Genomic DNA, 6,478 nt, shown 5'->3' with positions numbered 1-6,478 from the left:
CAAGTTCACCATGATGCAGGTGGTGCTGCACCAGTTTCCGGGGGCGCAGGTCGAGTACAAGTTCAAGTGCCGCAACCCCGGCGTGCAGCTGGCACCGTTTGCCAACGAGATCCGCGACGAGATCCGTTCGTTGTGCAGCTTGCAGTTTCAGGATGCAGAGCTGGCCTACCTGCGATCACTGCGATTCATCAAGAGCGACTTCGTGGACTTTCTCGGGCTGTTCAAGCTCAACGAGAAATACATCACCGTCACGCCCCAGCACAACGGCGAAATCGACATCACCATCCGCGGGCCCTGGCTGCACACCATCCTGTTCGAGATCCCGGTGCTGGCCATCATCAATGAGGTGTACTTTCGCAACACGCAGAAGGTGCCGGACTTTCCGGAGGGCCGCCGCCGGCTCGATGCCAAGATCGCGCTGCTGCAGGGCGAGGGCCTGTCCGACCTCAAGATCGCCGATTACGGCACGCGCCGCCGCTTCTCCCGCGCCTGGCACGAAGAAGTGCTGCGTGTCCTTGTGGCCCGCCTGGGCACAGGCGACCGTCGCCCCGGTGCCCCTGCAGGCCCCGGACAGTTTGCGGGCACCAGCAACGTGCTGTATGCGATGAAGCTGGGCGTGACGCCGCTGGGCACCATGGCGCACGAATATCTGCAGGCCTGCCAGGCGCTGGGCCCGCGCCTGCGCGACAGCCAGGTGTTCGGCTTTGAGATGTGGGCCAAGGAGTACCGGGGTGACCTGGGCATTGCGCTGTCGGACGTGTATGGCATGAGCGCCTTCCTGCGCGACTTCGACCTGTACTTCTGCAAGCTGTTCGACGGCGCACGCCACGACAGCGGCGATCCGTTCGCCTGGGGTGAACGGTTGCTGGACCACTACCGCAAGAACCGCGTGGACCCGCTGACCAAGACGCTGATCTTCAGTGACGCTCTCACCATCCCGCGCACCATCGAGCTGTACCAGCAGTTTCGGGGCCGTTGCCAGCTGGCGTTTGGTATCGGCACCAACCTGACCAACGACCTCGGCAGCCCGCCTGCCCATGAGCCATTGCAGGTGGTCATCAAGATGACGCGCTGCAACGATCAGCCGGTGGCCAAGTTGTCGGACACGCCTGGCAAGGGCATGTGTGATGACGAGAAGTACCTGGCCTACCTGCGCCAGGTGTTTGACATCCCTTCGCCGGTGTGACCGTGCCCCGCAGGTGCCATGGCCCTGCGCCCCCAGATTTTTAGCAATGAGACGGAGACAAGAACCATGAAATTCTCGCGCGGGCTGGCAGTGGCCGGCCTACTGGCGGCGTTGCCGGGTCTGGCACTGGCGGCCGATATTGATGGCAGTGCGTTGCCAGTGCTGTGGGGTGTACCCTTTGCCGGCATTCTGCTGTCGATTGCCTTGATGCCGCTGTTGGCCCCCATCTTCTGGCACCACCACTTTGGCAAGGTGGCTGCGGGCTGGGCGCTGGCCTTTTTGCTGCCGTTTGCGGTGGTCTTTGGTCCGGGGGCTGCGGGCGCGAGTTTTGTGCATGCGCTGGTGGCTGAATACATTCCGTTCGTCATCCTGCTCACCGCGCTGTTCACCGTGGCGGGGGGTATCTACATCCGGGGCAACCTGCACGGCAGCCCGGCGCTCAACACCGCCATCCTCGCCATTGGCGCGGTACTGGCCAGCGTCATGGGCACCACGGGGGCGTCGATGCTGCTCATCCGCCCCCTGATCCGCGCCAATGACAACCGCAAGCACACGGCGCATGTGGTGGTGTTCTTCATCTTCATCGTGTCCAACGCTGGGGGCTCGCTCACGCCCTTGGGCGACCCACCGCTGTTCCTGGGCTTTCTGAAGGGGGTGGACTTCTTCTGGACAGTGAGCCACATTTTCCCCGAGACGCTGTTTCTGGTGGGCTCGCTGCTGGCCATCTTTTTCGTGATGGACTCCTGGTACTACCACCGACGTGAAGAGGTGCTCAGGGCCGACCCCACTCCCGACACCAAAGCCATCGGCTTTGACGGTAAGGCCAACTTTGCGCTGCTGGGCGTGGTGGTGGTGCTGGTGCTGCTGAGTGGCCTGTGGAAGTCGCAGGTGGCGTTCACCATCGCCGGGGCCGAGGTGGGCCTGCCCGGCATCGTGCGGGATGTGGGCCTGATCATCGTGGCGCTGGTGTCACTGCGCATCACGCCCAAGCAGGTGCATGAGGACAACCAGTTCAGCTGGGGCCCCATGCAGGAGGTGGCCAAGCTGTTTGCGGGCATCTTTCTCACCATCATCCCGGTCATTGCCATGCTGAAGGCGGGCGTCAGCGGTCCCTTTGGCGCCGTGGTGTCTGCCGTCACGCGGCCGGACGGCACACCCGACCCGGCCATGTATTTTTGGGCCTCGGGCACGCTCAGCTCCTTCCTCGACAACGCGCCGACCTACCTGGTCTTCTTCAACACCGCCGGGGGCGACCCGGCCGTGCTGATGACCACACTCGCCCCCACGCTGGCCGCCATCTCGGCGGGCTCGGTGTTCATGGGCGCCAACAGCTACATCGGCAACGCGCCCAACATGATGGTCAAGGCCATTGCCGAAGACCGGGGCGTAAAGATGCCCAGCTTCTTTGGTTACATGCTGTGGTCGGGCGGCATTCTGGTGCCGCTATTTGTGGTGATGACGTTTATCTGGTTCCGTTGATTGGAGTTTTGAGCGCTATGAGCAAACCCCGCATCCTGGTCGCCCGCGCGATCTTTCCTGACATCGTGGACCGCCTGCGCCAGCATTTTGATGTGGAAGATAACCCCGACGACGTGATCTGGACCCCGCAAGAGTTGGCTGCGCGCCTGGCCGACAAGGACGGCGTGCTGACCACCGGCAGCCAGCGCATCGACGCCGCGCTGCTGTCCGCTGCGCCGCGCCTCAAGGTCTGCGCCAACATGGCCGTGGGCTACAACAACTTTGACGTGGATGCCATGACCGCCGCGGGCGTGTTGGGCACCAACACGCCCGATGTGCTGACCGAGACCACGGCCGACTTTGGCTTTGCGCTCTTGATGGCCACGGCCCGCCGCATGACCGAGAGCGAGCATTACCTGCGCGCCGGGAAGTGGACCAAGTGGAGCTACGACATGTTCGCGGGCAGCGACATTCACGGCAGCACGCTGGGCATCATCGGCATGGGCCGCATTGGCCAGGGCATTGCCAAGCGCGGGGCGCATGGCTTTGGCATGAAGGTGGTTTATCACAACCGCTCCCGCCTGTCCGCCGACCTGGAGGCTGAATGCAAGGCCACCTACGTGGGCAAGGAAGAGCTGCTGCGCACCGCAGACCATGTAGTGCTGGTGGTGCCCTACACCTCTGCATCGCACCACACCATTGGCGCGGCCGAGCTGGCGCTGATGAAGCCCACGGCCACGCTCGTCAACATTGCGCGCGGCGGCATCGTGGATGACGCGGCTTTGGCAGTGGCCCTGCGCGAGCGTCGTATTGCAGCAGCAGGGCTGGATGTGTTCGAGGGTGAACCCATCGTGCACCCCGATCTGCTGACGGTGCCCAACGTGGTGCTCACGCCGCACATTGCCAGCGCCACGGTGCCCACCAGGCGTGCCATGGCCAACCTGGCGGCGGACAACCTGATCGCCTTCTTTGACGGGCGCGGGCCGCTCACGCCGGTGAATCAGCCTAGCACCCTGCGCTGATTTGGCGTTTTGAATCAAATGGACTGTATGCGCTAGTCGACCATGCGCTGATAGCTATCAAAAACATAGTAAACCTTGGCCACTGACACACTTGTTCTCTTGGCGGCGCTGGCACTGGCGCTGGTCCTTCTCGTGGTGCTGTTACTGCGCCGTCCCCGAGTGGATCTGCCGCCCGAGTGGCTGGCACGCCTGCAGTCGCTGGAGCAAACCACACAGGCGACGCAGATTGCCGTGGCCAAGAATGACGGCGCGCTGGACGGCATGGGCCAGCAGCTGCGTGGCTTTACCCAGACCACGCAGTCCACGCTGGAGACACTGCGCCACGCCGTGGACGAACGCCTGGCCCAGGCCGTGGCCGAATCCCGCAACGGCCGCGCCGAGCTGTTGGCTGCCTTTGGCGTATTCGAGGCCCGGCTGGAGCAGCGCCTCACGGCCCTGGATGCGGCCACACGCCTCACGCTCGATTCGCTCAAGGGGGATACCCAGTCGCAGTTGGGAGTGATGTCGCAAGCGCTCAAGGACCAGCTCGAAGCCAACGGCTTTCAGATCAAGAACCAGTTTGCGGTGCTGCAAGACGCCGTGTCGCAGCAGCTCACCGGGCTGGTGCAGGGCAGCCAGCACAACGCCGAGCAGCTGCGCACCGCGCTCAACGAGCGCCTGGCCGCCATCCAGGCCGACAACGCCACCAAGCTCGAAGAAATGCGCCGCACGGTGGACGAAAAGCTGCACGCCACGCTGGAGCAGCGCCTGGGCGAATCGTTCAAGCTGGTGAGCGACCGGCTCGAACAAGTGCACAAGGGCCTGGGCGAAATGCAGACCCTGGCGGGCAGCGTGGGCGACTTGAAGCGTGTGATGACCAACGTGAAGTCGCGCGGCACCTGGGGTGAAATGCAGCTGGGCGCCATCATCGACAACGTGCTCACGCCCGACCAGTTCGCGCGCAACGTCAAGACCGTGCCGGGCAGCGACGAGCTGGTGGAGTTTGCGATCCGCCTGCCCGGCAAGAGCGACGCGCACCCCGTGTGGCTGCCCATCGATTCCAAATACCCCGTGGAGCAGTACCAGCGCCTGATGGACGCGCAGGATGCCGCAGACAAGGCGGCCGTCCTGTCGGCGGGCAATGCGTTCGAGACGTCGATCAAGCTGGAGGCCAAGAAGATCTTCTCCAAGTACGTCTCTCCCCCGCACACCACCGACTTTGCCGTGCTGTACCTGCCCACCGAAGGCTTGTTTGCCGAGGTGATGCGCCGCCCCGGCCTGGTCGAAGCCGTGCAAAACGAATGCCGCGTGATGATCACCGGCCCGGCCAACCTGGCAGCCATGCTCAACAGCCTGCAGATGGGCTTCAAGACGCTGGCGATTGAAAAGCGCTCGTCCGAGGTGTGGAGCCTCTTGGGCATGGTCAAGACCGAGTTCGCCAAGTTTGGCGATGTGGTGGAGGCCACCAAAAAATCCATCGATGCCGCCGCCAAGAAGTTTGACGAGGTGGGTGTGCGTACCCGCGCGATCCAGCGCAAGTTGAGGGATGTGCAGGACCTGCCCGCGCCCGACACTGCTGTGCCGCTGGCAGGGGGCAGCACATCGGCATTGCCCGGCGCGGACTCCGAGGAAGACCTACTGTGAACTGGGCCTTGGCGCGGCTGATTGCGGGCCAGATCTGCGTGCACGCCTGCATGGCAGGCATGCGCCTGGCCGCGCCGCTGCTGGCGCTGCGCGAGGGCCACAGTGCAGCAGCCGTGGGGGTGCTGCTGGCGTTGTTTGCACTCACGCAGGTCTTTCTGGCCTTGCCCGCAGGGCGCTATGCGGACCGACATGGCCTCAAGCGTCCCGTCGGCTACGCGGTGGCCGTTGCGTCGGTGGGGGCCGCGCTGGCGCTGGCGTTCCCGGTCTTCCCGGTGTTGTGTGTGGCCGCGTTGATGACGGGGGGCGCCACTGGCGCCGCCACCATTGCGCTGCAGCGCCATGTGGGGCGCGCTGCGCACGACGCCACGCAGCTCAAGCAGGTGTTCAGCTGGCTGGCCATCGGGCCTGCGGTGTCCAACTTCATCGGGCCTTTCTGCGCGGGGCTGATGATCGACAACGCGGGCAGTGCGGCGGGCAGCACCGAAGGCTACCGTGCCGCCTTCGCCCTGATGGCGGTTTTGCCCCTGCTCACCTGGTTCTGGGTGCGAGACACAGTAGAGCTGCCGCCCGTGATCGCCGCCGCAGGCGGCCCCCCGCAGCGCGCGTGGGACCTGATGAACGAGCCTCCGTTTCGCCGCCTGCTACTGGTCAACTGGATCTTGTCCTCGTGCTGGGACGTGCACACCTTCGTAGTGCCGCTGCTCGGACATGAGCGCGGCTTGTCGGCCTCGGTCATTGGCTCCATCCTTGGGGCGTTTGCGATTGCCGCTGCCGTCATCCGGGTACTGATGCCCATCGTGGCGGAGCGGCTGCGCGAGCGGGTGGTGGTGGCGGGCGCCATGGTGGCTACGGCCGTGCTGTTTGGCGTCTACCCGCTGCTGCACAGCGCGCTGGCGATGGGTGCTTGTTCGGTGTTGCTGGGGTTTGCGCTGGGCTCGGTGCAGCCCATGGTGATGAGCCTGCTGCACCAGATCACGCCGTCTGCCCGCCATGGCGAGGCGCTGGGTCTGCGGCTCATGGCTATCAACGCCTCCAGCGTGCTCATGCCCATGTTGTTTGGCTCTGCGGGGGCCGTGATTGGGGTGGGAGGGCTGTTCTGGGTGGTGGGCTGCGCTGTGGGGGCCGGTGCACGGACGGCGTGGCGCATGGGCGAAAACCACCCCGCAGAGTCCCCCCAAAAAGGGTAAAC

5 protein-coding genes are annotated in these 6,478 nt (G+C 64.6%); all 5 read left to right on the top strand.

Features of this window, described 5'->3' with window-relative positions; translation table 11 throughout:
- The coding region (gene pncB, locus ISS20_RS22770) for a nicotinate phosphoribosyltransferase (protein WP_291439817.1) at window positions 1-1,186 on the top strand (1,186 nt) is incomplete at its 5' end.
- 66 nt (window positions 1,187-1,252) lie between these two features.
- Window positions 1,253-2,665, top strand: a complete 1,413-nt coding sequence (locus ISS20_RS22765) for a sodium:proton antiporter (RefSeq protein ID WP_291439815.1) — start codon at window positions 1,253-1,255, stop codon at window positions 2,663-2,665.
- A 17-nt stretch (window positions 2,666-2,682) separates the two neighbouring features.
- Complete coding sequence (locus ISS20_RS22760; protein ID WP_291439813.1) at window positions 2,683-3,666, top strand: D-glycerate dehydrogenase; 984 nt, start codon at window positions 2,683-2,685, stop codon at window positions 3,664-3,666.
- Between the two features lie 75 nt (window positions 3,667-3,741).
- Window positions 3,742-5,289, top strand: coding sequence for a DNA recombination protein RmuC (rmuC, locus tag ISS20_RS22755; protein ID WP_291439811.1), 1,548 nt, complete (start codon window positions 3,742-3,744; stop codon window positions 5,287-5,289).
- Window positions 5,286-6,476 (top strand): MFS transporter, encoded by a 1,191-nt coding sequence (locus ISS20_RS22750; protein ID WP_291439809.1) that lies wholly within the window; start codon window positions 5,286-5,288, stop codon window positions 6,474-6,476. Before rmuC ends, ISS20_RS22750 begins: the two co-directional genes overlap by 4 nt.
- The last annotated feature ends 2 nt before the right edge of the window (window positions 6,477-6,478 follow it).

This window comes from Acidovorax sp. (genome assembly GCF_016783915.1).
Taxonomy (GTDB): domain Bacteria; phylum Pseudomonadota; class Gammaproteobacteria; order Burkholderiales; family Burkholderiaceae_C; genus Acidovorax.
Note: the sequence above shows the minus strand (reverse complement) of the source record. Positions and strands in the feature narration are given on the sequence as shown.